This window comes from Caballeronia sp. dw_276, from assembly GCF_018449635.1.
GTDB lineage: Bacteria > Pseudomonadota > Gammaproteobacteria > Burkholderiales > Burkholderiaceae > Caballeronia.
The window spans coordinates 187,911-212,436 of sequence record NZ_JAAVUV010000011.1 but is presented as its reverse complement, the minus strand read 5'-3'; the positions used below and the strand labels follow the sequence as shown (position 1 = coordinate 212,436).

Below are 24,526 nucleotides of genomic sequence, written 5' to 3'. Positions count from 1 at the left end.
CGGCGCGCCTTACTGCGCCGCCCCATTCGCCAGCAACTGATTACGCAAACCCGGCGCGGATGTCCGCGGATCGAGCCATATCGAGAAAAACGCGCGCGCGAAGTCATCGCCGGGAATCGTGCCGATGACCTTGTCGTCAGCATAGAACGTCGTGCCGCGTTCGGGCACGAACACGCCGACCACATGGTCGCCAGGCTGAACGTCCGGGAAGATTTTCTCCAGTTCCTGTTGCCATTGCAGCGTCTGCGACTTGCTGGCGAGCTTGAGGTCGTCCATTTCTTCCCGGCCGCGCTTGGCAATGGATGCGCCCTTGAAGGCCCGCGCATATTCGATATCGAGCGCAAACGGCCGCGCCGTCAGTTCCTTGCTCGACAAACCCGTCGGCCCGACGTAAAGCCTGGCGTCGTAGATATGAAAGCCGTACATGCGCAGCTCGCCTTCGCCTTGAACGCGCGCTTGCGGAATCGTCTGACGCACGAGCGGGGCGGCATCGAAGGCGAATGCCTGAAGCGGCAAAACGAGCAGCGTCAAGGCAATTGCAACGATGTTCCGTATCAGGCGTGTTCCAGCGTGAACTGAATCACGTCGGTGTTCGAGTGCGCGAACGCGGCCTCGCAATAACATAGGTAAAAGTCCCACAAGCGGATGAAACGTTCGTCGAAGCGTTGCGCGCGGATTTCGTCGAGGCGCGCCACAAACGCATTACGCCACAGCTTGAGCGTGCGTGCATAGTCGTGGCCAAACGAAAGCTGATTGACCACTTTCAGCCCGTGGCGTTCGGCGGCCTGCACGAAGACGGCCGGCGAAGGCAGCATGCCGCCCGGAAAAATATATTGCTGGATAAAGTCGGTGCTCGTGCGGTAACGGTCGAACAACGCGTTATCTATTGTGATTGTCTGCACGCACGCGCGCCCGCCGCGCTTCAGGTTGCGCTTGATGCACTCGAAGTAGCTCGGCCAGTATTCCTCACCCACGGCCTCGAACATTTCGATGGACGCAATGGCGTCGAACTGGCCGTGGGTATCGCGGTAATCCTGCAGGCGCAGATCCGAACGATCGGCGAGGCCGGCGTCGGTCATGCGTTGCTGCGCGAACGCGAGCTGTTCGGTGGAAAGCGTGAGGCCCGTCACACGCGCTTTCGCTTCGCTCGCAGCGAGTTCGGCAAAACCGCCCCAGCCGCAGCCGATTTCCAGCACGTTCAAATCAACGCCATCCAGCTTCAACTCATTCAGGAGACGCCGATATTTCGCGCGCTGGGCGTCGGCGAGGGTCTGGTCGGGCGAGCCGTCGAAGAGCGCGCTCGAATAGGTCATCGTGCTGTCGAGCCAGAGCTTGTAGAACGCGTTACCCAGATCGTAATGCGCGTGGATGTTGCGCCGGCTGCCTTCCTTCGTGTTCGCATTGCGCAAATGGCGCAGGCGGTTCGTGAGCTTGCCGAACCACGAACCGTAGATCACGGCTTCGATGGTCGTGCGATTCCTGACCATGATGTCGAGCAGCGCGGCGAGGTCGTCCGTGTGCCAGTCGCCCGCCAGATAGGTTTCAGCAAAGCCGATATCCCCGCTTTTCAACGCCGCCGCGCAGACGTTCCAGTTCGTCAGCACGACGCGCGCATGAGGTGCATTTACGGCTGCGGGTTCATCGGCGGGCTGGCCGTAGCGGCGCGTGGTGCCATCGGGGAGGTGGACATCGAGGACGCCGTATTGCAGTTGTCCGAGCAACCGGAGAACCATGCGCGCCGCCGCGGGTTTGTACAGCGCGCGGCGCGTGCGCAAGAGCGGCTGGATAAACCACGAAATTGCTGGACTTCGAAGCGATGAAGGAGAAGAGGGCTGTGTCGACATTTGCAAGTCACCTGGTCGGCAGTTCGGCCCGCTCGTGCGAGACATTCGCGGACGGCGGAGTGGGTTTGCTCAGAAACGGCACGCGTTTGAAGAACAGCTTCATCGCTTGCCAGTGAATTTTCGCGACGACGCCAAACGTCATCAGCGGATAACCGAAGAACACGCGCAGCACGTTGCTTGCATCGATTGGACGCGCTTTTCCCGCGATGCTCGTCAGCAAAAGAGGACCGTCGTTGTCTTCATAGTCGATACGCGCAAGCGAGCGCATCGGCTTGCCGTGTTTGGGCGGCGCGAACATGAAGCGGAACGTGTAGCGCCCCTCGACCTTGCAGAACGGCGAAACGTGGAAGACCTTGCGCGCGGTGAGCGGTGCGCCGTTCAGGATGCCGCCGCCGGGATCGAGCAGATAGCAATGACGCTCGCCGAACGTGTTGTTCACTTCGCACACCACGGCGCGCATCGAGCCATCCGCGCGTTCGCAAAACCAGAAGCTCACGGGGTTGAATACGTAGCCCAGAACGCGCGGGAACGTTTGGAGGTAGATCTCGCCGTCGGCGTCGTGGATGCCGTTTTCATGCAGCATCGATTCAACCCATTGCAGCGCGGTTTGTCCAGGCGCGCCGTGGTCGCTGTCATGAAAGCTCAGCAAGCCGAAGCGGTTGTACGCGAACATGCGCGAGTCTTTCAACGTGCCTTGAGCGAGGCGTGCAGCGCGAGCGCGAAGGGGCAGGCGCAACGTGTACACGCCGTATGAAAACGCGTTGCGTGCAGGGCGTAACCGGGTATGCCGCACGGGACCGACAAGCAGCAGATCGGGTGAATTGAATGAAGGCAGGTTCATGCTGCGAGCGCCGGTTCGTCGCGATTCAACGCGATAGCCGTCAATCTGGCCGCCGCGTCCAGCCCGGATTTCAGGCCGTCTTCGTGGAAACCGTAACCCGTCCATGCGCCCGCGAACCAGGTGTTGCGCGCGCCTTGTATCGATGGCAAAGCGCGTTGAGCCTGCACGGCGGCTTGATCGAAGACGGGATGGCTGTACGAAAATTCACGCAACACGGTTCCGGCGCGCGGTTCGCGAATCGGATTGAGCGACACGATCACCGGGGTTTTGAACGGCAACGGCTGCAACTTGTTGATGAGGTAGTGCACGCACAATTGCGGCTCGGCGCCGAGTTCACCGGTCCGGCTTTCGTAGTTCCAAGCCGACCACGCGCGCTCGGCCGGCAACAGCGACGCGTCCGTATGCAGCACCGCGCGATTGGGCGCATAGCCGATGGCGCCGAGGGTCGCGGTTTCATCGTTGGAGGGATCGGCGAGCAGCGCGAGCGCCTGGTCGCTGTGGCACGCAAGCACGACATGATCGAATTGCTCGACACCTCGCGCGCTTTGAATCTCGACGCCCAGGACACCCCGTTTCACCGATGTCACCGGCACGCCAGCATGCGCATCGCCAATGGCGGGCAACATCCGCCGTACGTATTCGCGCGCGCCACCGTTGACCGTGTGCCATTGCGGCCGGTCGTTGACTTGCAGCAGGCCGTGGTTATGACAAAAGCGGATCAACGTGCCGATAGGAAACGCCATCATCTGCGCGGTCGAACATGACCAGATCGCGCCGATCATCGGCAGCAGATACCAGTCGCGAAACGCCACGGAATACTTCTCCCGCTCGATAAAACCACTTACCGGCTCGGCAAGTTCGGCGTCTTTGCCGGCGAGCGCCATGGCGGTCGTCGTCCGGTTGAAGCGCAGGATATCGGCGAGCATGCGCAGGAACGCGGGGCGCAGCAGATTGCGCCGCTGCGTGAACACCGTGTTCAGGTCGCTACCGGCCCATTCGAGGTGTTTGTCGATGACGGCTACGGAAAACGACATATCCGTCGCGGTCGTCGAAACGTCGAGTTCCGTGAAAAGCTTGACCAGATTCGGATAGGTGCGGTGGTTGAACACCAGGAACCCTGTGTCCACCCCATGCGTGACGCCGTCCAGCGTTACATCCACCGTGTTCGTGTGGCCGCCGAAATAGGCGTTGGCTTCAAACAAGGTGACATCGATACCCGTCTGGGACTTGGCCAGCCTGTACGCGCACGCCAACCCCGATATCCCCGCTCCGATTACCGCAACCTTCATGACGTTGCTCCGTGTGTCTTTATGTTCTGCGTCCGGCGTCTTTTTTTGCCGCTGAACTTCGGGCGTCGCTCCTCGACGGTCAAGGTGATTTACGCAATCTCTACTGGGCTGGATGCAAAGCTGAGGAATTAATGTCCACGTCTAAGCGCGGTTTGTCCAGTACAAAACGTGAAACTCGTCTATGATCAATCATGTTGCCAATCGCTGAGAATGTCCATATTTATTAGGTTTTTAGCGATTTACGGGATTTTGCCAAACTTATTGGGTTGCAATTTTGTCCATGACAAACACGTCGGAAAATAATCTGCCCCTTAAAAACGGCGCCCTCGGTGCGGGCGACGGCGAAGGCGTTGAGCCGCAGTCAGGCGCTGTCGGCATCGGGGTAGGCATTGGAGCGATCGCGCACGAGATCGGGCTGACCAAGGACACGTTGCGTGTCTGGGAGCGGCGTTACGGCTTCCCGCAACCGCTGCGCTCAACGGGCGGCGAGCGGCTTTATCCGCAGGAGCAGGTCACGAAGCTGAGACTCGTCAAGCGTTTGCTCGACGCGGGTCACCGGCCGAGCAAGGTATTGCCGCAATCCATCGCGTTGTTGCAGCAACTCGCCGAAGACTCGGGTGTGGGTCAGGATGCGCCGGACGTGGAGCTGGACAGGATGGTGGAACTACTGCGCTCGGGCCGATACGACGACTTTCGCTTCGAATTGCTCAAGCGCGCCACGCGAGAAGGCCTCGCGCATTTCGTGCTGGACGTGGCGGCGCCGCTGTCGGCGCGCATCGGCAATGCGTGGGCTGCCGGGACGCTGCAGGTCTATCACGAGCACCTTTTCAGCGAAGCCATGCAGGTCACGCTGCGTTCGCTGATGCGTCCCCTCTCCGAAGCGTTGCGCGGCCGTGGCGCACATCCGCGTGTATTGCTTACGACCATGCCGGGTGAAGGTCATGGCCTGGGCATCCTGATGGCCGAAGCCATGTTCGCGCTCGCCGGGTGCGAGTGCATTGCGCTCGGCACACAGACGCCGCCTCAAGACATCCTCGACGCGATTCCCGCCCATGAGGTCGACATCCTCGCGTTGTCTTTCTCGGCTTCGATGCCGGTGCAGTCCGTGGTCAACGGGCTTACCGATCTGCGGCAGGCGCTGCCGGCGAAAGTTTCGATCTGGGTTGGCGGGAGCAGTCCCGCACTGCGGCGCAAGTTGCCCGAGGGCGTCATCACGGTAAATGGTCTTGCGCCGATCGAAGATGCTGTTGCTGAGTGGCGTCATAGGGCCATGCTATGATCGGCGCGGCTGTTTGCCGTATTGCGTTGTAGTTGCTTTCGGAGCTTGCAGGCGGCATCCGCGGGTTCTTACCAACGCATGCAAGGGAACGGCACACGTCTTGCGCCTGTCATAACTGAAAGGCATGCTCGGACGCTGTTGCACGAACGCCCGGAACAGCTTTTAAGAAGTCTCTAAATAGTTTCAATCGAGCTTCAAATAGCTCGCGCTTCGTACTTACCTCAGGCACAGGGTTCGCTCCTCACCCACGGTAGACATTGCTTCCCGTCCAGTGCGGCGGAATGGCAACGGGCAAATCGTCGCAGATGGACGCGACAGGCGCTTCTTTACCGCTTTTGCATCTGGGCGCCTGATTCCCGCGTAAAATTGAAAGCTTCGCTGCTGGCGGCGCGCGTCATCGCGCGGGCTGGCTACAGTAACAACAGACAGAATCGTCGCACTATGTTGCAAACCAGGGGTGGACTATGAACACGATGCTTTATCCAGAACTGTACAAATCGCTTGAATCGGTTCGTTGGGACATGGAGAAAGACATTCCCTGGGACAAGTTTGACTCGGCGCTCTTGACCGACGAACAAGCCAAGACCATCAAGATGAACGCCATCACCGAATGGTCTGCGTTGCCCGCCACGGAAATGTTCCTGCGCGACAACCACAATGACAGCGACTTCTCCGCGTTCATCAGCGTGTGGTTCTTCGAAGAGCAGAAACATTCGCTCGTCCTCATGGAATATCTGCGCCGCTTCAAGCCGGAAATGGTGCCCACCGAAGCTGAACTCGACGCAGTGCGCTTCGAGTTCGATCCGGCGCCGCCGCTTGAAACGCTGATGCTGCATTTTTGCGGCGAGATCCGCCTGAACCACTGGTACCGGCGCGCGGCTGAATGGCATACCGAGCCGGTCATCAAGCATATCTACGAAACCATTTCCCGCGATGAAGCCCGTCACGGCGGCGCGTATCTGCGCTACATGAAAAAGGCGATGGTGCAGACCGGCGACATCGCGCGTGCGGCTTTTGCGAAGATCGGTGTTCTGATGGCGTCGGCGCGACGCACGGAAAAGCCGTTGCATCCGACCAATCTCCACGTGAATCAGGCGCTCTTTCCGCGCGATACCATCCAGTCGCGCCTGCCTGATCCGGAATGGCTCGAACGCTGGCTCGACGACCAGATTCGCTTCGACGACAGCTGGGAGAAGAAGGTTGTCGAACGGATTCTGCACAACCTGTCCATCTTGTTCGAGCGTTCCTTCCTGACGGCTCAGGAACTGAACCGGTATCGCAAGGAAGTGGTGTTGCGGCTGCAGGCGGCGAAAGGTCCGTCGGAACAGCCCGCCTGAGCTTTGCTTAATCGGTGAATAAACAGCCCGCTGGTCGACGACCCGCGGGCTGTTTTGTTTTCGAAGCGCGACCGGGTGCGTGGCACACTACGCACCTTCCCGATTCCTCATTGTTCCTGCCATGGCCGCTCCTTTCGAACGCAAGATCATGACGCGCGAAGCGCTTGCCGCGTTGCGCCCGCAACTGACCGCGCCCGTGGTCTTCACGAACGGCGTCTTCGATATCCTGCATCGCGGACATGTGACTTATCTCGCCGATGCCAAAGCGCTGGGCGCAACCTTGATCGTGGGCGTGAATAGCGACGCGTCGGTGCGTTTGCTCGGCAAAGGCGACGACCGTCCGATCAATCGCGAAGATGACCGGATGGCGCTGCTGGCTGCGCTGGAAAGCGTGGATTGGGTGGTGAAGTTCGAAGAGTTCACGCCGCTTGAACTGATCGGCGAACTGCATCCGGATGTGCTCGTGAAAGGCGGCGATTACGACATGGACACGCTCGCCGAATCCGCGTTGGTACGTAGTTGGGGCGGCAAGGCGCTCGCCATTCCCTTCGAGCATGATCGCTCAACAACCGCGCTGCTCAAGAAAGTGCGCACGCAGGGTTGAGCGCCTGGCGTTTTACTGCGAAAGCGGCGCGGCCTGAACCGCCGCCGCCGGCGCTGGACCGCCAACCACAGCCTGATCAGCCGCTTCTTCAGGGCTGATCGGACGTACGCGGACGAGTTCCGGATGAATCTGCCGGTCGAGATGTTGCGGTTCGCGTCCGCCGGCCGACGGCAACGGTCCGAACACGCCTTGCACGACCACGAACATCAGCAGGTTTGCGAGAAACAATAGGGCGATCAGCCAGCGCAACATTGATAGCGCTCCATCAGTTGGTTGAACGGTTTGGTGCAGAAGGCGCAACGCTCTCGCGCGCAATCAATGCGAGTCCGGCGAGCACCAGCGAGTCGTGTCGAGTATGCGGCACCTTTAACGCGCCCGCCACTTCGCTGGCTGCGCCGCCGCCGAGGATCAGGCGAAAATCGACGCTCCATTGCGCGCGCAGATCATGCCACGCGCGCTCGATCAATCCGGCCTGCGCCAGCAAACATCCCGTCGATAAAGCCGCGCGCGTATCCGTTGCGAAAACGCTTCCGGATGACGCGAGCGCGTGGCGGGCGGTATCGGGGAGAAGGGTGGGCAACTGCGCCGTATGACTGCCGAGCGATTGCATCATCAATTGCCAGCCGGGCGCGATCAGGCCGCCGGTGAAGGTGCCGTCCGCGAGCAGCGCTTCCAGCGTTGTCGCCGTGCCGAAGGTCGCGATCAACAGGTTTTCGCCGGGATACGCGGCGTGCGCGCCGATCATGCCGCACCAGCGGTCGCTGCCAAGCGATGACGGTTCCGAATAGCTGTTCGTCACGCCCGATTGTTGCGCCTGGGCGCGGACGAGCTTATGCGGCAAGCCGGGCCAGACTGCATCAATCAAACCGGATATCCGCGCAGTGACAGCCGCTCCCGCCACGTTCGAAATCCACGCACTTGCCGGCGTCACGGCACCCGGCCAGTCCGGCAGGCTCTGGTCGCTGTGCTCGAAGGCGCCTTCATGCAGCGTCTCGCCAATGGCCGTCACGATCGACCACTTGATCCGGCTGTTGCCGGCATCGATAAGCAAAAACGGCGCTTCGTTCACGGACGTTGCTCCGCAAGCCGCAACGAGACGTCGCCGTTGCTGGCGGTCCTGAGTCCGGTGGCGGTATCGATCTGCAACTGGCCGTTATCGTCGATACCCACTGCCAGACCGCGCGCGACCTCCACGCCCTGCTCAAGCAATACGACCTCGCGCCCTGCATACGCGTGCGCCGCCAGCCATTGCTGGCGGAATGGGCGGAAGCCCTCGGCGGCGAATCGCGCGAGCGTAACGTCCAGCGCGTTCAGGACAGCGGCGAGGGTATCGGTGAGGTTTGCGTCGGCCCAGGCCCGTGACAACGATGCTGGTGTATTCCCCGGCGTGGGAAGCGCGTTGCGGCGCTGAGCTTCGTTCAGTTCGGCCGCCAGTTCCGCCGCGCCGTGGAGGTTGATTCCAATGCCGATCACCACGGCGCTCGCCCGTGGCGTGTTCCACGCGGTTTCTATCAGGATGCCGGCGAGCTTGCCGTCATCGAGCAATATGTCGTTCGGCCATTTCAGCGCAAGTCTCGCCGATGCCGACAGCGGCAACGTGTTCAGCGCGTCAAGCACGGCGGTGCCGACCGCGAGGCTCAAACCCGCCAGCCCTTCCAGCGGCCGCGGCAACACGCAGCCGACGGAAAACGTCAGCGCGTTGCCCGGCTGCGCAATCCACGCGCGCCCGCGCCGGCCGCGCCCGGCGGTCTGCAAGTACGCGACGCGCACGAACGGGGCGCCATTGGCCGCCTTCAGCGTGGAACGTGCCGAGAACGAGTCCGGCACTGATGCAGACGTCTGGTTGCGCGGCTGCGCCTTGAGCTGCGCCATGAGGTCGGCGTTCGTGGAGCCCGTTTCATCGACGATCTCGATCGACCAGTCGCGCACCGGCCGCGCGGCCAGCTGCGTGAGCCGCTCGCGGTCGATACGCCAGGCGGCATCGAGAGGAAAAGACGAATTGGATGAGTTCATATGCGCATTGTAGCGATGTGGCGGACCCGGGCGCGCCGCCGGAAACCTTCGCGACGGTTGTTGCACGGGGCAGAGCGCGGAAAACCCGGACGAATGGCTAACGCGGTCGCCTTTCGCGAGATTCCAGAATAGCTTCGCTACAATGAGTGCTCCCTGAAACCCTACTGCGAGCGTTTTAGAGCCTTGAACTTCGATACTCCGCCTGGCCTCAAGGTCGAGGCCGGCCAGCAGGGCAAGGTTGTCCGGCTTTCCGGCCAGTGGACGGCGCTCGCACTGGCGCGCGATCACGCAACGACCAAGCGCGGCGTGGTGGAGCGGTTGCGCGGCGTTGGTCAGGAGGCAATCAAGCAATGGGATCTGCTCCCGGTCGAACGGCTCGATCACGTGGGCGGACAGGCGTTGTGGCGCGTCTGGGGCAGGAAGCTGCCGGAGCAAGTTTCGCTTTCAGCTACGCAGCGGGAAATTTTTGAACGCGTCGCTCTGCTCGATGCAAATCGCGAAGAGCCCGAGGTTGTGGATCGAACGGATCCCATCACGCGTTTCGGGCTGATCCTGTTTTCGTTCTTCGAGCATCTTGCCGGTGGCCTTGCGATGTTCGGCGGCTTCGTGCTGGATCTGATCGGCCTGGTGCGTCGTCCGAAACGGATTCCGTGGACCGAGATTTCCGCGAACATCTATAGCGCCGGTACGCAGGCGCTGGGCATTACGGCGCTGGTCGCGTTCTTGATCGGTATCGTGCTGAGTTATTTGTCCGCGCAACAATTGCGCATGTTCGGCGCGAACCAGTACATCGTGAATATTCTGGGGTTGTCGGTGATACGCGAACTGGGGCCGGTGCTGTCGGCCATTCTGGTCGCCGGGCGCTCGGGGTCTGCGATCACCGCGCAGATCGGCGTGATGCGTGTGACGGAGGAACTCGACGCCATGCAGGTCATGGGCATTCCGCACGGCTTGCGCATCGTGCTGCCGCGGGTGCTGGCGCTGGGTATTGCCATGCCGTTGCTGGTGATGTGGACCAACATGGTTTCGCTGCTTGGCGGCGCGCTGGCGGCGAAGCTGGTGTTGGGTATCGATTTGTCGTTTTTTGCGCGCTCGCTGCCGTCGGTCGTGCCCATTGCTAACTTGTGGATCGGGCTTGGCAAGGGCGTGGTTTTCGGCATGCTGATCGCGCTGGCCGCGTGTCATTTCGGCTTTCGTATCAAGGCGAATTCGCAAAGTCTCGGCGAAGGCACGACGACCTCGGTGGTGTCGTCCATCACCATCGTGATATTGGCGGATGCCGTGTTCGCGATCCTTTTCCAGAGGGTGGGAATCTGATGTCGGCAACGCTTGCTTCGGCCGTTCGCGACAAGCCGACTCCGGTGACGGCGGAGCCTGTCATCGAAGTCGTGGACGTGACCAAGCGCTACGGCAGCACGGTGATTCACGAGCATCTGAACCTCGAAGTGAGGCGCGGCGAAATCCTCGCGCTGCTCGGCGGTTCGGGTTCCGGCAAGACCACGCTCGTGCGGCAGATGCTGGGACTCGAATCCCCCACGTCCGGCACGATCCGCGTGCTCAGCGAAGAGTGGGCGAAGATGGACGAGGAAACCGCGCGGATGCTGCGCACCCGCTCCGGCATGATGTTCCAGCAGGGCGCGTTGTTCTCGTCGCTGTCGGTGTACGACAACATCGCGCAGCCGTTTCGCGAACTCGGCAAGATCCCGGAAGACCTGATCCGCGAGTTTGTCATGCTCAAGCTCGAGATGGTCGGGCTTTCCTGCAAGAACATGAGCAAGATGCCCTCGGCGTTATCGGGCGGAATGGTGAAGCGCGTGGGCATTGCGCGGGCAATCGCGCTCGAACCTGAACTGCTTTTTCTCGATGAACCCACGGCCGGGCTCGACCCGAAGGCATCGGATGAATTTGTCGACCTGATCGCCACGCTGCATCGCGCGCTGGGGTTGACCGTGGTTCTTGTCACGCACGATCTGGACACCATGGTCGCGCTTTCCACGCGCGTTGCGGTGCTCGCCGACCGGCGCGTGCTGGTGGCGGCGCCGGTCGAAGAAGCGGTAGCGGTCGATCACCCGTTTATCCGCGAGTATTTTCTCGGGCGGCGCGGCAGGCGCGCGTTGCAGGCGCTCCCACCCGAACGACGCAAAAGGTTACCGGCGGTCGCGCTCGAAGATGTGCCATGCGGCCCGACGCTCTAGGCGTTCTCATGAGCGGCTTCGTATTGCGCTCAGGCAGTAAGCAGTAACAAAGGAACCTGCTGATGGAAAACAAATCCCATGCGTTTTTGGCCGGTCTATTCACTATCGGACTGATGGTCGCGATCGGCGTTGCGGTGTTCTTCTTCAACGTCGACCGCACGGTGCGCGTGCCGTACGACCTGGTCGCGCGGACCAACGTGACGGGGCTCTATACCGACGCCGACGTGCGCTATCGCGGCCTGGGAGTAGGCAAGGTGCAGTCCATCAAGTTCGATCAGGGCCATCCGGGCCAGATCCGGATTCGCATCATGGTCGACAAAACCGCGCCGATCACGCAATCCACATTTGCCACGCTCGGGTTCCAGGGCGTGACAGGCATTGCGTTCGTGCAACTCGACGATACCGGCAAGGACCCCGCGCCGCTGCCGTCATCGGCGGCTCAGGTGGCTTCGCTGCCCTTGCGTCCCGGTTTGTTCGACCAGTTGCAGCAGCGCGGTGACATCCTGATCAAAAAGTTTGAACGCATTGCCGACGACGCTGACAGATTCCTGTCCGACGACATGCGCGATCAGGTGATGCAAACCACCAAAAGCCTGCAAGGCGCGGCGGACGGCATTGCGTTGTTGAGCAAGCAAGTGGCGCCGGTGGCGGAACAATTGCCGCGCACGCTGACTCAACTGGACCGCACGCTCGCTTCCACGAACGCGCTGGCGAACAACCTGAGCCGCGCCGACGGTCCGTTTGTCACCAACATGAACAAGGCGGGCGACGCGGCTGAACGCGCTGGCCGCGTGCTGAACGAAGTGAGCGAGTCGTTACAGGAGATGTCGGCGCGAGTCGGCTATGAAACCTTGCCGCGCGTGAATTCGCTGGCCGATGACGTGGGCAGTGCGGCGCGTTCTGTGGATCGCGCTGCGGACACGTTCAACCGCAACCCGCGCAGCGTGCTGTTCGGCTCGCCGCAGCCCGAGCCGGGTCCGGGTGAGCCGGGTTTCAAATGGCCGTCGGCGCCGTCGAAGTAAACCTCGTGTCCGATGCCGCAGCACCTTGCATTCGGCATCCGGGCTTTATTGCAAATTGAATCAGGAAACTGAGATGCCACACACGATCTTGCAGGCGAAGCGCTTGGTCAAGCGCGCTGTGCGCCCGCTGCCGCGAGCGCGCTCCGGTTTTATTGTTGTTTCCCTGGCCGCAGTGCTTGCCGGTTGCGCTTCGGGGCCGCCTGCAGCGATATCGAATATTCGATACGACCTCGGCGACCCCGCGCCGCTCGGCAACACCATGCCCATGCCGCCGGTGAAGGTGTTGGCGGTGAGCGCATCGAAGAATCTGGATACGGATGCGTTCCTGTATCGCCTGAAATACGCCGATGCACAGCGCATCGGCCGTTATTCCGACAGTCACTGGACCATGTCGCCGGCCGATCTTTTGACGCAGCGTTTGCGTGTCGCGCTGGCCTCGCGCGGTCCCGTGCTGACGGGTTCCGATCCCGTGCGCGCCCCCATGTTGCAGGTCGATCTGACGGACTTCGAACAAGTCTTCGATGCCCCCGAGAAGAGTCACGGCGAGGTATCGGCGCGCGTGACGTTGTCGCAGCATGGCCAGGTGGTCAGCCAGCGCACGTTCATTGCGCGTGCGCCTTCCTATACGCCCGATGCCGCCGGCGGCGCCCGGGCGCTGGCCGCCGCGTCCGATGACCTGATCGCGCAAATGGCTGCGTGGCTGGGCGTGCAGCCGCTGGTTGCATCGAAATGATGTCGAGGGCGAACAATGCAGCGCTGCATTTTTCAAGGCGGCCTGCATGATCGTCAAGCACTGGCAACGCCGGCCGTCGGCGTTGTCGCGGCAGGCGCTTGCCGTTTATACGCTGCTGATTGTCTACGGCTCGCTATATCCGTTTTCCGGCTGGCGCTCGCTCGGCATCGGGCCGTTCGCGTATCTCACCGACCCGCTGCCGCAATACCTCACCGCGTTCGATGTCATCACCAACGTGCTCGGTTATATGCCGTTTGGCGCGCTGGCCGTGCTGGCGTTGTATCCGCGATACCGCGGCGTGCTGGCTGCGGGCTTCGCGTTCATCGGCGGGGCGATGTTGTCGGGCGCAATGGAAGCGGTGCAGACGTATTTGCCGACGCGGGTTTCGTCGAATCTGGATCTCGCCGCGAACGCGCTCGGCGCGCTGCTCGGCGCCGCGCTGACCGCGCCGGCCACGAGCATGCTGCTTGATCGCGGCGCGTTGCGGCGCCTGCGCTTCATGTGGTTCGAGCGTGACGCGGCGTACATGCTGGGGTTATCGGCGCTCTGGCCTTTCGCCACAATGTACCCCGCACCTTTTCTTTTTGCCGTCGGCGATTTGCCGCGCTTGCTGTGGCAGCAACTCGACCCCGTCATGCAGGACGCGCTGCTCTCGTGGATACCCGTCGCTTGGAACGTGACCGCATGGCCGCTGCGTCTTGGCGACCTGCTTCCCGATGACGCCTGGGAAATGCTCATCACATCGCTGAACTTGTTCGCGGCGCTGGTGCTGACCACGTTGCCCATGCGTCCCCGCGCGCCGCGCGTGCGTCTTTTGCTTGGCCTCGTGATCGCGACGCTATGCGCGAAAGCCGGCGCGACCTTCTTGCAATCGCGCTCGGGTTTGACCTTCGACTGGGCCACCGATGGCGCCGTATACGGCATCGCGGCAGGCACGGCGGTGGGCCTGTTTTCCCTGCGGCGCTCGCGGGCGTGGCGCGCAACACTCGCCGGCATTGCGCTGATCGTCGCGCTCGTGCTGGTCAACTTGCTGCCGGTGAATCCTTATTTCGATATCGTCGTCGCGGACTGGCGGCAGGGGCGGTATCTGCATTTCAACGGTCTGGCGCACTGGCTCGCCTGGGTGTGGCCGTATGCCGCACTTGGATGGCTGGCATCGACGGCGGAGAGGGCGTTTATTGCGCGGCGGCGCGGGGGCGGCGTCAAAAGCTGAGGTTGCCACCGGTCGTTATAATCGAATCAAACCCCCACACAATTCCCCGGCCAAGCACATGGACCCTTTCTACAAGTATCACGTGTTCTTCTGCCTCAACGAACGCGCGCCCGACGCCCCGCGCCCGAGCTGCGCGAAATGCGGCGCGCAGGCCATGCAGGAGTACGCGAAGAAACGCGTGAAGCAGCTCGGCCTTGCGGGCGACGGAAAAGTGCGCATAAACAAGGCAGGATGCCTCGAACGATGCGAACTCGGACCCGTGATCGTCGTGTATCCGGAAGGGACCTGGTACACGTATGTGGATGAAGCGGATATCGATGAAATCGTCGATTCACATCTGGTGAACGGCAAGATCGTGGAGCGTTTGCTCATCGATCAGCCGGCGGCCTGAGGCTCAGGGAATGAACGCACAGACCGAAAAGTTTCTGATCGACGGCCCCGTGGGCAAGATCGACGTCGCGCTGGATCGGCCGGCGGAAGGCACCGCCTCGCGCGGCATTGCACTCGTCGCGCATCCGCATCCTCTCTATGGCGGCACCATGGACAACAAGGTTGCGCAGACGCTTGCGCGCACCATGGTCCAGCTTGGCTACATCACGTATCGCTCGAATTTTCGCGGCGTGGGACAAACGCAAGGCGAACACGACAACGGCACGGGCGAGCGTGACGACCTGCTTGCAGTCGTCGCCCATATGCGCGCGCAGCCGGGCCAGGCCGATGTCCCGCTCGTGCTCGCCGGTTTCTCGTTCGGCACCTTCGTGCTGTCGCACGTCGCGAAGCAATTGCGCGAGTCGGGCGAAACAATCGAGCGCATGGTGATGGTCGGCACGGCGGCGAGCAACTGGCCCGTCGCCGAGGTGCCGGACAACACGCTCGTGATCCACGGCGAAGTCGACGATACCGTCCCGATCACGTCTGTCTACGAATGGGCGCGCCCGCAGGAATTGCCCGTGGTCGTGATTCCGGGCGGCGAGCATTTCTTCCATCGAAAGCTGCATGTGCTGAAGAAGATCATTGTCGATGCGTGGCGCTAAGGCCAACTGAGGCCCACTGAGGCCCACGTTTCAACCAGCCGTCACCTTCTGCAGTTTCAACGCGCGGCGCCAAGGCTTTCAACGGCTTTGCGCCGCGTCCGTTTTTACACTCGCTTTCAAGAATCCCCGGCAAATCAAGCCACTTCCACGGCAAAAGCAACTTTGCGCACGCGTATAATGGCGCAGACTTTTGCGCGGCCGCCTGGTCGGCCGGCGCTTGGCCGTTGCGCATGAAGCACGCGATTCACCGTTTGAGTCGATGATCGCGTCCAGCTCATGCGCCGCTCGAGTATCGAAGCGCGCGGAGGTCGGTCCGAACGAATCGTCGCGCCGTGCATCGAAGCAAAGCGCTCCGCCGGACTGACCCTCCGCCTGTACAACCCGCGAGTCGCGTTTTCCCTCGGACACCCGGAAAACGCCGACTCGCCGATGCCTTTTCTGCCGATCCGAACTTATGCGCTTTTCCCCTTCCGGCTTGCCCTTCGTTGCTCCCTCCCTCGTTCATCGTGCCGTTACTGCTGCGATCGTATTGCCCGCGACGCTCGTCGCGGCAACTGCGTTCGCCCAGGTTCCGCCGCCCGATGTCACGGCCCGCTCGTGGGTTCTCGTCGATGCAACCAGCAACCAGGTGCTCGCTTCCGGCAACCCGGACGAACGCTCGGAACCGGCGTCGCTGACCAAGCTGATGACCGCGTATCTCGTCTTCGACGCGTTGAAGTCGAAGAAGATCAACATGGACCAGACCGTCATGCCGAGCGAGGCCGTGCGCCGCGTGGGCACGGACGAGTCGCGCATGTTCATCGAGGCAAACAAGCCGGTGACCGTGCACGATCTGGTGTACGGCATGATCATCCAGTCGGGTAACGACGCCGCCATTGCGCTGGCCGAGTTGGTGGGTGGAAGCGAAGGGAACTTCGTCACGCTGATGAACGCGGCGGCCAAGCAAATTGGTATGAAAAATACCCATTTCGCCGATGTGAACGGCATGCCCGACCCGCAGCACTACACCACGGCGGGCGATCTGGCCGTGCTGTCCACGCGCCTGATCCGCGACTTCCCCGAGTACTACAGCATCTTCTCGGTGAAGGATTTCACCTATAACAAGATCAAGCAGCCGAACCGCAACCGCCTGCTGTGGATCGATTCAACCGTCGACGGCCTGAAGACCGGCCATACCAAGGCGGCAGGTTATTGCCTGATCGCAACGGCCAAGCGCCCGCTGGAAGGCGTGCCCGACGCCAGCCGCCGTCTCGTCGCCGTTATGATGGGCGAGCCGAAAGAGCATAACCGCGTGCAGGACAGCCTGAAGATGCTGAACTACGGCTACACGGCTTACGACGCGGTGCGTCTCTATAAGGCGGGTCAGGTGATCGACTCGCCGCGCGTGTACAAGGGCACGGAAAACGCGCTCAAGGCCGGCGTGGAAACGGACCAGTACATCACCGTGCCGAAGGGCATGGGCGAAAAGGTGAAGCCGACCGTCACGCACAACGACAGCATCGTTGCGCCTATCAAGAAGGGCCAGCAGATCGGCACCGTCAAGATGATGGCCGACGGCAAGGAAGTCGCACAATTCCCGCTGGTCGCGTTGCAGGACGTTCCGCAAGCCGGTTTCGTCGGCCGGACGTGGGATTCGCTGTTGATGATGTGGCAAAAGAAGAAGTAAACGGGGAAGCGGGCAAGTTGGAATCGGTGAATCCGGCTCCATCTATGCTTGCTGTAAGACGCCCGGACGGCCCGGGCGTCCTGTGATGGAGAACACCATGAGCTCACCTGATATCGACGCCCTGTTCGATTTCCCCTGCGATTTTCCGATCAAGGTGATGGGCGCGACGCATCCGGAATTCCGCGATGCCGTCGTCACCGTGATCCGCGAATTCGACGACCAGTTCGACATCGAGCGCATTGAAACCCGTCCGTCGTCGGGTGGCAAATACACCGGCCTGACGCTTACCGTGCGCGCTCAAAGCCGCGCGCATCTCGACGATATTTATCGCGCGCTCACCGGCCACCCAATGGTCAAAGTGGTGCTTTAAGCGCTTGCAGCGACGGTTCCCCCGGCGGTTTGGGCGTGCGTCGGGGCCCGTCGCACACGGCTGGCGTGCGTTCGTAAAGCTGTTTGAATTGCATGATTTCGTCCAGCAGCCACGTACGAAACGTCTGCACGCGCTGCGTCCCGAGCAGCGCCGGCGGACAAACAAAGTAGTAATTCCACGGGCTCGGCCCATCAATATTGAACAGCCTCACAAGCCGTCCCGCCACGATTTCATGCATGGCGAGCGATCGGCGCACGAGCGCAATCCCCTGGCCCTGAATGGCCGCCTGCAGCAAATTCGACGAATCCTCGTACAGCACTCCGCGCTTGGGTTCGGGCAAGTCCACAAGCCCGGCTGCGTCGAACCATGGCCGCCAGAGTTCGTCGTGCGAGCGCAGCAAGGGCGCGTCGGCCATGTCGGCGGGCGTGCGCGGTAACTTCCCGCCACGAAAGTTCGGCGAACACGCGGGGAAAAAGACTTCATCGAGCAGCTCTTCGGAATGCAATCCGGCGTATTTCCCGATGCTGGCGAAACGAATGGCGACATCGACATCTTCGCGCGTGAAATCCGTCAACTCGTTTGTCGACAGCAATTCGAGATTGATTTCCGGATGCTCCTCGATAAACCCGCCAATGCGCGGCGTCACCCAGCGTGCGGAAAACGACGACAGCATCGATACCACCAGCCGCCGGTCGCGATCCCCGGCACGCACGCGGCGCGTGGCCTCGGCGAGCGTGGCGAGCGTCGTGCGGACCTCGGTGGCGTACTGCCGGCCGATATCCGACAGCCGCACGCGTTTTCCATCGCGGGCAAAGAGCGTGACGCCGAGATCCGCCTCGAGCGCCCGGATCTGATGGCTCACGGCGCCGTGCGTGACGAAGAGTTCGTCAGCGGCGCGAGAGAAACTTTCGTGTCGCGCGGCGGCTTCGAAAGCGCGCAGTGCATTGAGAGCGGGGAGTTGGCGTAGGTCCACGATCATCGGCTCAAATGTGTGTATGTGTGAATATAACTCACATACCGGAGAAAATTGCTCGTTTTGCTTAAAGCCTTGCTGAGTCTATCTTCTACTCATCAACACGATTTTTGGCGGAGGCTGTCATGCGAGAAATATCCACAAGCATCACTTTCGAAATAGCGGATGGCGAAACGGTGCCCATGCTCATCGGTCACAGTGTCAAGCTGTCGGTGCAAGGCGCGCCGGTGTGGGCCACGCGGAGCAACGATATTGAAGATTACTGGCTCGTTCCCGGCGATTCCCTGAAGCTGCGCCAGCGTGAACGGCTTTGGCTCAGCACGGAAAAGGGCCGCACGGCGCAAGTGATCTTCACGCTGGCGCCGCGCCCGGATCAAGCCGCAATTGGCTGGCTGGCTCGGGGTATCGAGCGGCTCGCAGCGCGGTTCCGGTCGGGCTGGCGGACGGTTTAAATCAGGTTGGGCGATTGCGCTTTGATTCGTCCCCCGGCGAGGGCGGCGGGATTTCGGTAAACTAACGGGATCATGTCCGCCACGCCGGTAACAACTTCCCCCGCTGCTGTCCTCGAACGCGTTTCAAGCGCGCCGACGCCCAAGGTCAACGTCAATTGGCTTGGCATCCAGCCGTACACAGAAATCTTCGACGCCATGCGCGCGTTCACGGAAGCCCGCACGCCGGAAACCGCCGATGAAATCTGGCTCGTCGAGCACCCGCCGGTTTTCACGCTCGGTCTGGCCGGTAACCCCGCGCATCTCCTGAATCCCGACAGCGACATCCCCCTTGTAAAAGTCGATCGCGGCGGCCAGATTACGTATCACGGGCCGGGCCAGGTCGTGGCGTATCTGATGCTGGACCTGCGCCGGCGCAAGCTGATGGTCCGCGAACTCGTGCAACGGATCGAGCAGGGCGTGATCGAAACCCTTGCATCGTATAATCTGGAAACGGAACGCAAGGCGGGCGCGCCCGGCATTTATGTCGCCGAGACGCCCGCTCAGCATTCTCACGCGGGCGCGAAAATCGCGGCGCTTGGCCTGAAAATCCGCAACGGCTGCAGTTATCACGGCGTGAGCCTCAACGTGAGGATGGATCTGCAACCGTTTCTCGCGATCAATCCTTGCGGTTACGCGGGACTGGAAACCGTCGATATGGCCACGCTCGGCGTGATGGCCGGCTGGAACGACGTGGCTCAAACGCTGGCTGAAAACCTTACTCACCACATCGGCGGACAAAGCGCTCCCGCCGCCCAACCGCAGAACGGCTACGCAAGCCGTCTGAATGGACCGACCGAATGACTGACGTAACCGGAAATATCGCTGCACAGGGCGCAACGCCCGCCGTTCCCTACGACGCCACCGCCAAGCAAAAGGCGCAAGCGAAAACGGCGCGCATCCCGATCAAGATCATCCCCATTGAAAAGCTGAAGAAGCCGGAATGGATTCGCGTGAAAGCCGCGACCGGCAGTTCGCGCTTCACAGAAATCAAGCAGATCCTGCGCGAGCACAACCTGCATACGGTGTGTGAAGAAGCGAGCTGCCCGAACATTGGCGAGTGCTTCGGCAAGGGCACGGCCACGTTCATGATCATGGGCGACAAATGCACGCGCCGCTGCCCGTTCTGCGACGTGGGCCACGGCCGCCCGGATCCGCTCGATGCCGACGAACCGCTGAACCTGGCGCGCACTATCGGTGCTTTGAAGTTGAAGTACGTGGTGATCACGAGCGTGGATCGCGATGATCTGCGTGACGGCGGCGCTGCGCATTTTGTGGAATGTATCCGTCAGGTGCGCGAGCATTCGCCGCTGACGCGTATCGAAATTTTGACGCCGGATTTTCGCGGCCGCCTTGATCGCGCGATCGGAATCCTGACCGCCGCGCCGCCCGACGTGATGAACCACAATCTCGAAACCGTGCCGCGTCTTTACAAGGAAGCGCGTCCGGGTTCGGATTACGCGCATTCGCTGAAGTTGCTGAAGGACTTCAAGGCGCTGCATCCGGAAGTCGCGACCAAGTCGGGCCTCATGGTCGGTTTGGGCGAGACTGAAGAAGAAATTCTCCAGGTAATGCGCGATCTGCGTGCGCATGACGTGGATATGTTGACCATTGGCCAGTATCTGCAGCCTTCCGAGCATCACTTGCCGGTGCGCTCGTACGTTCATCCCGATACCTTCAAGATGTACGAGGAAGAAGCGTACAAGATGGGCTTCACGCACGCGGCCGTCGGCGCAATGGTTCGTTCGAGCTATCACGCGGATCAACAAGCGCACGACGCGGGACTTGTCGGGGCAGTCTGAGGCTTTCAAGCTTCTCCCGAGCGTCTGCATAGAACCCACGGAAACGTGGGTTTTTTTATGTCCGGCGACGTCTGTTTGCCCGGAATTCCCGAGCGCAAGATCCGCAATCCGAAACCGCCTAAAACCTCGGGAAAGCCCGTAGATAAAGCCTCTAAGGGATTACCCGAATGTCGTCCGGATCGTCGGACTGTGTTTATCCGGTTTTCCGGAAACACGGACTCTCGCTGCTTCTAGGTAACAAAAAACGTATAGGAATCAACGGTCAAGGCGTGCCAAAAACTGGCATCGACCTTGCAATGTAAGAGGCAGGCCAACAAAGCCGAAAAATAACAGGAGACGATTCAAATGAAGCCCATTCCATCCAGCCTGACCTGATTTTGCCGACGCCAGACGCGCATCGCCGCAGTCAAGCGCCGGCGCGTTTTTGTCTCACCCTTTAGCTACTCGCCGACCATGCCCGGAACAACTGTGACAACCGTCAAGAAACCTTTTTATAAAGTCCTGTATGTGCAGGTGCTTGTGGCTATCGCCATTGGCATTGCGCTCGGGCATTACTATCCCGCGCTCGCCACCGACATGAAGCCGCTCGGCGACGCGTTCATCAAGCTCATCAAAATGGTGATCGGGCCGATCATCTTCTGTACGGTCGTGACCGGGATTGCCGGCATGGAAGACATGAAGAAGGTCGGGCGCGTGGGCGGCAAGGCGCTGCTGTACTTCGAAATCGTCTCGACGTTCGCGCTCGTGCTCGGCCTCGCCGCCACGCACATCTTGAAACCGGGAGTGGGCTTCAATATCGATCCGGCCACGCTCGACGGCAAGGCGGTCGCTTCGTACGCCGCGAAGGCGCACGGCCAGACGACGACCGACTTCCTGCTGCACATCATCCCTGACACGATGTCGTCCGCGTTCGCGCAAGGCGAGATTCTGCAGATCCTGCTGATCGCGCTGCTGTTCGGCGCGGTGCTGGCTACGGCGGGCGAGAAGGGCCGCGTGGTGACGGGTTTCATCGAAGGGCTGTCGCACATCCTGTTCGGCATCGTGCGCATCATCACGAAGCTGGCGCCGATCGGCGCGTTCGGCGCGATGGCGTTCACCATTGGCAAGTACGGCATCGGTTCGCTGATTCCCATGCTCAAGCTGATCGGCACGTTCTATCTGACGTCGGTGATCTTCGTGGTCGTGGTGCTGGGCCTGATCGCGCGCATGGTGGGCTTCAATATCCTGCGCTTTGTCGCGTACATCAAGGAAGAGATGCTGATCGTGCTGGGCACGAGCTCGTCTGAAGCTGCGTTGCCGCAACTGATGCTCAAGCTCGAAAAGCTCGGCTGCTCGCGTTCGGTGGTGGGCCTCGTGGTGCCGACCGGCTACTCGTTCAACCTGGATGGCACGAACATCTACATGACGATGGCCGTGCTGTTCATCGCGCAGGCGACCAACACGGATCTCACCTGGACGCAGCAACTGACGCTCCTCGCGGTGACCATGCTGACGTCGAAGGGCGCAAGCGGCGTGACCGGCGCGGGTTTCATCACACTGGCCGCAACGCTCGCCGTGGTGCCGACCATTCCGCTGTCGGGCATGGTGCTGATTCTCGGCATTGACCGGTTCATGAGCGAGTGCCGTGCGCTGACGAACATCGTGGGTAACGGCGTGGCGACGGTGGTTGTGTCGGCATGGGAAAAGGAACTGGACCGCGACAAGCTGCGCGACCAGCTCAAGCACGGCGCGGTCGATACCGAAGCCGAGACGGTTTCCTGATCGAGCACTGAAGCGATTCAACCGATCGCACAAAGGAACCAACGGCAATGAAAGCGGCGAAGCATTCTCTGGCGGATGCTTCGCCGCGTGCGTTAACGGAGGCGTCGTTCGAAGCCGCGCGTGCCACAATCGGGGGATCTCAACGACTGGAACCCGTTCACGTGACGCGGCGTTTGCTGGTTTTTATCGTTCTTCTCGCGGCGCTTTGCGGCGTGTGTGCGCTCACGTGGAGCATTGCGTGGCAGCGCGGGCTCGACGATCTGCGCCAGAACGCGGCCACGCGCGTCGACCGGACGACCGCAGAGCTGAAAAGTACGCTCGACCGCTACGAATATCTTCCGTATCTGCTTTCGCGCCATCCGTTCGTCCAGGAAGTTCTCGCCGATCCCAACCCGCGTTACGCTGCGCGCGCCGACCGTTATCTGGAAGACCTGAATACGCACGCACGCGCGACCGCGACTTACATCATCCAGGCGAACGGGCGCTGCGTGGCGGCGAGCAACTGGAACGGCCCGGACAGTTTCGTGGGCGCGGAGTATCTGTTCCGCCCGTATTTTGTCGATGCCGTCAAAGGCGGGACCGGCCGCTTCTTCGGGCTGGGAACCATCTCGCGGGAGCCGGGATATTTCATTTCGCAGCCGGTTTTTCGTGAGGGGACCAGGGAGATCATCGGCGTGGCGGTCGTGAAGCTGAATCTGGAATGGCTGCAAGGCGTTGATTCCACGGAACCGCTTCTCGTCACCGATGACCACGGCGTGATCTTCCTGTCCTCCGTGCCGGAGTGGAAATATCACACGCTGCGGCCGTTGCCGAAGGATATCGAAGCATCGGTTTATACGGCGCGCCAGTACGCCCAGCATCCGGTGACGCCGTTGCCAATGACGATAGTGCGCACGCTCGAAGGCGGCGCGCAAATCGTGCGCGTGGGCGGCGGCCGCGATGCGCCGAGTTATCTCGCAACCCAGCGCGCGCTCGGCGAACCGGACTGGCATTTGATGACGATGGTGTCGCTTGCACCCGCCGTGGATGCCGCCCGCAGCGCCACGATCGTCACGGCGCTGGTGTTCATCTCGCTGTGTTCGGTGGCTTTCTACTGGCGCATGCGGCGCGCGCGCGTGCGCGAAATGATCCGCAGCCGCGCGTTGTTGCAGACCGCTTATGCCGAACTCAACGAACGCGTGGCCGAGCGGACGGCGGATTTATCGCAGGCGAACGCGTTGTTGACCAGGGAAGTCAGCGAGCGCACGCGCGCCGAGCAGGACCTGCGCGCCGCCCATGATGAACTCATCCAGGCGAGCAAACTCGCCGCTTTGGGGCAAATGGCCGCGGGCATTACGCACGAGCTCAATCAGCCGCTTGCCGCGCTGCGCAGTTTTTCGGACAACACGCGTGTGTTTATCGAACGTGGGGATCATGTGGCGGCGAACGAGAATCTCGAAGCGATCGCCGCGCTCACCGAACGCATGGGCAAGATCACGAATCAGCTCAAGTTGTTCGTGGCGAAGGCGCGGCCGAAAAACGCGCGTACCGATGTCCGCCGCGCGCTTCGCAACGTGCTCGCCATGCTCCAGCCGCGCATGAAGAACGTGATCGTTGCTTTGAGCGCGCAGGATGAACCGCCGCTCCACGTGCGCTGCGAGGATCTGCGGCTCGAGCAGATCCTGATCAACCTGGTCGGCAATGCGCTGGACGCGGTGGTGTCTTGCGATGTTCCGCGTATCGAGATCGAGTTGGTCACGAACGAGACGACGGTCGAGATCGTCGTGCGCGACAACGGTCCCGGCATTCCGCCCGATATCCTCCCGCGCCTGTTCGAGCCGTTTTTCACGACGAAGGAGATGGGGCACGGGTTGGGGCTTGGATTGGCGATTTCATCGGCGATCGCGCGCGATTATGGTGGTACGTTGGTCGCGCGCAACGTGGCGCCGCAAATCGAAGTCGATGGCCCCGAAGGCGGCACGCAAGCCGACGCGGACCGATCGCACGGCGCAGAATTCGTGATCACGTTATTGCGCGCTTAAGCGCCGGCCGGGTGCTGGCCGAGCGAATCAAGCAGGAGCAG

25 protein-coding genes are annotated in these 24,526 nt (G+C 61.5%); 17 read left to right on the top strand and 8 right to left on the bottom strand.

All coding sequences use genetic code 11. The annotated features are described in order from the left end of the window. Positions 1-9: 9 nt before the first annotated feature. The 4 genes from HB633_RS22980 to HB633_RS22965 are packed head-to-tail and all read right to left on the bottom strand — an operon-like array spanning position 10 to position 3,974. Positions 10-531 carry a chalcone isomerase family protein gene (locus HB633_RS22980; protein ID WP_213780427.1) on the bottom strand — a complete coding sequence of 174 codons (522 nt, stop codon included), beginning with the start codon at positions 529-531 and terminating at the stop codon, positions 10-12. Positions 532-554: 23 nt separating this feature from the next. Then, positions 555-1,844 (bottom strand): cyclopropane-fatty-acyl-phospholipid synthase family protein, encoded by a 1,290-nt coding sequence (locus HB633_RS22975; protein ID WP_213780426.1) that lies wholly within the window; start codon positions 1,842-1,844, stop codon positions 555-557. 7 nt (positions 1,845-1,851) lie between these two features. Next, complete coding sequence (locus tag HB633_RS22970) at positions 1,852-2,685, bottom strand: DUF1365 domain-containing protein (protein ID WP_213780425.1); 834 nt, start codon at positions 2,683-2,685, stop codon at positions 1,852-1,854. Next, positions 2,682-3,974, bottom strand: coding sequence for an FAD-dependent oxidoreductase (locus HB633_RS22965; protein ID WP_213780424.1), 1,293 nt, complete (start codon positions 3,972-3,974; stop codon positions 2,682-2,684). The genes HB633_RS22970 and HB633_RS22965 overlap by 4 nt, the downstream gene beginning before the upstream one ends. Positions 3,975-4,254: 280 nt before the next feature. On the opposite strand from HB633_RS22965, the gene HB633_RS22960 reads away from it, so the two are divergent. The 3 genes from HB633_RS22960 to rfaE2 all read left to right on the top strand — a co-directional run bounded on the left by HB633_RS22960 (position 4,255) and on the right by rfaE2 (position 7,194). Beyond that, a complete protein-coding gene (locus HB633_RS22960) occupies positions 4,255-5,253 on the top strand; it encodes a MerR family transcriptional regulator (RefSeq protein ID WP_213780423.1) in 999 nt (332 codons plus the stop codon). Positions 5,254-5,717: 464 nt separating this feature from the next. Continuing rightward, complete coding sequence (locus HB633_RS22955) at positions 5,718-6,590, top strand: ferritin-like domain-containing protein (protein WP_213780422.1); 873 nt, start codon at positions 5,718-5,720, stop codon at positions 6,588-6,590. Positions 6,591-6,711: 121 nt separating this feature from the next. Next, a complete protein-coding gene (rfaE2, locus tag HB633_RS22950; RefSeq protein ID WP_213780421.1) occupies positions 6,712-7,194 on the top strand; it encodes a D-glycero-beta-D-manno-heptose 1-phosphate adenylyltransferase in 483 nt (160 codons plus the stop codon). Positions 7,195-7,206: 12 nt separating this feature from the next. On the opposite strand, the gene HB633_RS22945 is transcribed toward rfaE2, so the two are convergent. The 3 genes from HB633_RS22945 to HB633_RS22935 are packed head-to-tail and all read right to left on the bottom strand — an operon-like array spanning position 7,207 to position 9,207. Continuing rightward, on the bottom strand, positions 7,207-7,446 hold the full coding sequence (locus HB633_RS22945; protein ID WP_213780420.1) for a hypothetical protein: 240 nt from the start codon (positions 7,444-7,446) through the stop codon (positions 7,207-7,209). 13 nt (positions 7,447-7,459) lie between these two features. Then, a complete protein-coding gene (locus tag HB633_RS22940) occupies positions 7,460-8,263 on the bottom strand; it encodes a type III pantothenate kinase (RefSeq protein ID WP_213780419.1) in 804 nt (267 codons plus the stop codon). Continuing rightward, a complete protein-coding gene (locus tag HB633_RS22935; RefSeq protein ID WP_213780418.1) occupies positions 8,260-9,207 on the bottom strand; it encodes a biotin--[acetyl-CoA-carboxylase] ligase in 948 nt (315 codons plus the stop codon). Before HB633_RS22935 ends, HB633_RS22940 begins: the two co-directional genes overlap by 4 nt. A 183-nt stretch (positions 9,208-9,390) precedes the next feature. On the opposite strand from HB633_RS22935, the gene HB633_RS22930 reads away from it, so the two are divergent. The 9 genes from HB633_RS22930 (at position 9,391) to HB633_RS22890 (ending at position 17,440) form a co-directional block, all read left to right on the top strand. After that, positions 9,391-10,524 carry an ABC transporter permease gene (locus HB633_RS22930; RefSeq protein WP_213780417.1) on the top strand — a complete coding sequence of 378 codons (1,134 nt, stop codon included), beginning with the start codon at positions 9,391-9,393 and terminating at the stop codon, positions 10,522-10,524. Beyond that, positions 10,524-11,402, top strand: coding sequence for an ATP-binding cassette domain-containing protein (locus tag HB633_RS22925; RefSeq protein WP_213780416.1), 879 nt, complete (start codon positions 10,524-10,526; stop codon positions 11,400-11,402). The genes HB633_RS22930 and HB633_RS22925 overlap by 1 nt, the downstream gene beginning before the upstream one ends. A gap of 62 nt (positions 11,403-11,464) precedes the next feature. Continuing rightward, positions 11,465-12,424 carry an MlaD family protein gene (locus HB633_RS22920; protein ID WP_213780415.1) on the top strand — a complete coding sequence of 320 codons (960 nt, stop codon included), beginning with the start codon at positions 11,465-11,467 and terminating at the stop codon, positions 12,422-12,424. Between the two features lie 73 nt (positions 12,425-12,497). Further along, the gene (locus tag HB633_RS22915) at positions 12,498-13,157 is read left to right on the top strand and encodes an ABC-type transport auxiliary lipoprotein family protein (RefSeq protein ID WP_213780414.1); all 660 of its coding nucleotides are present in this window, start codon (positions 12,498-12,500) and stop codon (positions 13,155-13,157) included. Positions 13,158-13,203: 46 nt separating this feature from the next. Beyond that, a complete protein-coding gene (locus HB633_RS22910) occupies positions 13,204-14,370 on the top strand; it encodes a VanZ family protein (protein ID WP_213780413.1) in 1,167 nt (388 codons plus the stop codon). Positions 14,371-14,428: 58 nt separating this feature from the next. After that, positions 14,429-14,761 (top strand): NAD(P)H-dependent oxidoreductase subunit E, encoded by a 333-nt coding sequence (locus HB633_RS22905; protein ID WP_056358159.1) that lies wholly within the window; start codon positions 14,429-14,431, stop codon positions 14,759-14,761. 10 nt (positions 14,762-14,771) lie between these two features. Further along, positions 14,772-15,404: an alpha/beta hydrolase gene (locus HB633_RS22900; RefSeq protein ID WP_213780412.1), complete on the top strand. Its 633-nt coding sequence runs from the start codon at positions 14,772-14,774 to the stop codon at positions 15,402-15,404. Between the two features lie 454 nt (positions 15,405-15,858). Beyond that, the gene (locus tag HB633_RS22895; RefSeq protein WP_213780411.1) at positions 15,859-17,070 is read left to right on the top strand and encodes a D-alanyl-D-alanine carboxypeptidase family protein; all 1,212 of its coding nucleotides are present in this window, start codon (positions 15,859-15,861) and stop codon (positions 17,068-17,070) included. Between the two features lie 97 nt (positions 17,071-17,167). Then, positions 17,168-17,440: a DUF493 family protein gene (locus HB633_RS22890; RefSeq protein ID WP_056358839.1), complete on the top strand. Its 273-nt coding sequence runs from the start codon at positions 17,168-17,170 to the stop codon at positions 17,438-17,440. On the opposite strand, the gene HB633_RS22885 is transcribed toward HB633_RS22890, so the two are convergent. After that, the gene (locus tag HB633_RS22885) at positions 17,424-18,413 is read right to left on the bottom strand and encodes a transcriptional regulator GcvA (RefSeq protein ID WP_213780410.1); all 990 of its coding nucleotides are present in this window, start codon (positions 18,411-18,413) and stop codon (positions 17,424-17,426) included. The two genes, HB633_RS22890 and HB633_RS22885, sit on opposite strands and share 17 nt — an antisense overlap. A gap of 125 nt (positions 18,414-18,538) precedes the next feature. Between HB633_RS22885 and HB633_RS22880 the strand changes: the two genes are divergently transcribed. From HB633_RS22880 to HB633_RS22860, 5 genes are all read left to right on the top strand, one after another. Continuing rightward, the gene (locus HB633_RS22880) at positions 18,539-18,865 is read left to right on the top strand and encodes a DUF2917 domain-containing protein (RefSeq protein ID WP_213780409.1); all 327 of its coding nucleotides are present in this window, start codon (positions 18,539-18,541) and stop codon (positions 18,863-18,865) included. A 72-nt stretch (positions 18,866-18,937) separates the two neighbouring features. Continuing rightward, positions 18,938-19,705 carry a lipoyl(octanoyl) transferase LipB gene (gene lipB / locus HB633_RS22875; RefSeq protein WP_213780408.1) on the top strand — a complete coding sequence of 256 codons (768 nt, stop codon included), beginning with the start codon at positions 18,938-18,940 and terminating at the stop codon, positions 19,703-19,705. Further along, positions 19,702-20,703: a lipoyl synthase gene (gene lipA, locus HB633_RS22870; RefSeq protein WP_056358143.1), complete on the top strand. Its 1,002-nt coding sequence runs from the start codon at positions 19,702-19,704 to the stop codon at positions 20,701-20,703. Before lipB ends, lipA begins: the two co-directional genes overlap by 4 nt. Positions 20,704-21,171: 468 nt before the next feature. Beyond that, complete coding sequence (locus HB633_RS22865; protein ID WP_235527547.1) at positions 21,172-22,464, top strand: dicarboxylate/amino acid:cation symporter; 1,293 nt, start codon at positions 21,172-21,174, stop codon at positions 22,462-22,464. A gap of 47 nt (positions 22,465-22,511) precedes the next feature. Then, positions 22,512-24,485 (top strand): sensor histidine kinase, encoded by a 1,974-nt coding sequence (locus HB633_RS22860; protein ID WP_213780407.1) that lies wholly within the window; start codon positions 22,512-22,514, stop codon positions 24,483-24,485. Positions 24,486-24,526: the final 41 nt, after the last annotated feature.